This window comes from Cryobacterium sp. N21 (assembly GCF_002929575.1).
GTDB classification, from domain to species: Bacteria; Actinomycetota; Actinomycetes; order Actinomycetales; family Microbacteriaceae; genus Cryobacterium; species Cryobacterium flavum.
In genome coordinates this window covers 1-1,972 of record NZ_PJJQ01000031.1, presented here as the reverse complement: position 1 = coordinate 1,972, position 1,972 = coordinate 1, and the positions used below count along the sequence as shown (strand labels likewise).

At 63.9% G+C, this 1,972-nt stretch carries 2 protein-coding genes and 1 pseudogene; all 3 read left to right on the top strand.

The window, feature by feature from the left end; genetic code table 11:
* Positions 1 to 120: 120 nt before the first annotated feature.
* Entirely contained in the window at positions 121 to 540 is a 420-nt protein-coding gene (locus CXY77_RS07320) for a hypothetical protein (protein ID WP_140425492.1), read from the top strand.
* Between the two features lie 39 nt (positions 541 to 579).
* On the top strand, positions 580 to 873 hold the full coding sequence (locus tag CXY77_RS07315) for a hypothetical protein (RefSeq protein ID WP_104090510.1): 294 nt from the start codon (positions 580 to 582) through the stop codon (positions 871 to 873).
* A 616-nt stretch (positions 874 to 1,489) separates the two neighbouring features.
* Positions 1,490 to 1,972, top strand: a pseudogene (locus CXY77_RS07305) (DUF222 domain-containing protein); the annotation flags it as partial.

Sequence of the window (1,972 nt, the reverse complement as noted above, 5' to 3'; positions counted from 1 at the left end):
GGGGGGGGGGGGGACGCAATAATGATTGTTAAAAATAGGTACAGCATGCACGAGGAGTTCAGCGAAGCACGATCCGGCAGAACGGTTCGCGGAATCAGCCGGTCTGCACTGGCAATCGCTGTGTCCGGTATTCTCTTAGCCGGACTCGGCGGGTGCGCCGCCGTCACGAACGACGAAACGGATGCCACACCTGCTGAGCAGATCGCGCAGCCGACTGCCGCCGCACGCGCAGGCTGCAGTTCCGAACTCGCACTGGACTACGGCGACGTGGTCGGCCTGGAAAACGTGACCGACGAGTTCGGCACCTACTGCCACACCACGATTAGCCCCACCGCTGAGGCAGCCGTCTACGACTCCACCAAGACCGACTTCGAGACCCTGGCCGAATTCGGCTTCACCGAGGACGACGCCAGGGAAGCCTTGCCGGCCGCCCTGCGCATTCTCACCGAAGAGGTTCTGGACAGCAGTCGGCTCGACAACTACAGCGTCGCCCCGGCCGAGTGGTTTGCGGCGAACTCCGATTACATCACCACCGATTGACAACCCAATTTTCAGAATGCGATCGAGAACGACGGTGCCGTGCTCGGCAGGGCAGCCTTCGTCGTCACCGACATTCTGCCGGCCCCGCTTGCGCGTGACGGAGGCGCCCGCGCGTCGAGCACCGTCGTACGTCTGGATCGGGTGTACGCCGAAGAGCCAGACGTAGGCGAGCTGAATCTCATCTTCAGATTCAGCTCAACGAGCACGTTCGTTGCGACGGATGCCCAGATTGTCGCGCTGGTGCTCGCGGCCGACCCCGTCAAGAGCGCAGATGCTCTGCGAGCCTCCAACCCCGAACTCTTTGACGGGCGGACAACTCGTTCTTCATCATGACCGGGAACACCGTTCTGGGTTTCGGCCTGGACAGCAACGATCAGGTCATCGGTATGAATTCAAATATCCAGCTCTACACGAACCAGGGCCTCGACGTCATCGCCTAGCCCGTTCGATGCAGAGCGCCAAGGCCCCGCCGATGACGGGGCGGGTATCTCTGAGCGCCTCGATGGAGGCCATGCGGAGAGCGCGCGGCAGAACCGTCTGCGCCGTCCGGACTGGTCTCGAAAGCGGGTGAACGGTTGTTTCAGGACTGCTGAAGTATCCGTTCACTCACTCTCGCGGATAAGAAGAAACTTTTGAAGTCTCATCTATATTTTACTGAGATTCTCTCGCCTTTAGGGGCGATTTCGGCTATAATTGTGGGTGAAGGAGGCACCGACGCCATGACCCTCACCGCCCCGCCTGCCACAGCCGGCTCGATGCCGCAGGGTTCTCGCGTTGAAGCGGTGGCTCAGGTCGGTGCCATTCTGGCGGCAGCGTTTGATGATGTGCGGTTCGGTCACCTCGACGATGCTGAAGCTGTTGCGGTTCTCGCGGCGTTGGAGGGGCTCGGCCGCAAGGTCGATGGGGCCCAGTACCAATTAACCGCGCGCGCGCCACCACCGACATCGGCGTGCGCGCCGAGACCGACCTTGGCAACGGGTCGCTGGCGTACCGAAACGGATGCCGCAACCGGGTCGAATTCATCACCCAACTCGCCTGCATCTCGGGCCGCGAAGCCAAACGGCGCCTGAAACTCGGTGAGACCGCGGTGGAACGCACCCCGCTGGGCCTGCCCGTCCCGGCGCGGTACCCGGTCATCGCCGACGGCCTGACCAGCGGGGAACTCGGGGTGGAATCGGCCGAGATCATCGCCAGCACCCTCACCGCTCTGCAGGGGAAGGTCCTACCGGGCGACCTCGACCGGGTTGAGCGCGCCCTCGTCGCGACCGCCACCGGGGCCAGCACCCCGGAAACCGCCGGGCTCCCCGGCGCAGGCATCCGCTTCGCGCCCGACGTACTGCGCGCGCAGGCGATGGAATGGCAGGCCCGCCTCGACCCCGACGGCACCGCCCCCAGCGACGACGTGACCGAGGCCAAGAGCACGCTGACGTTC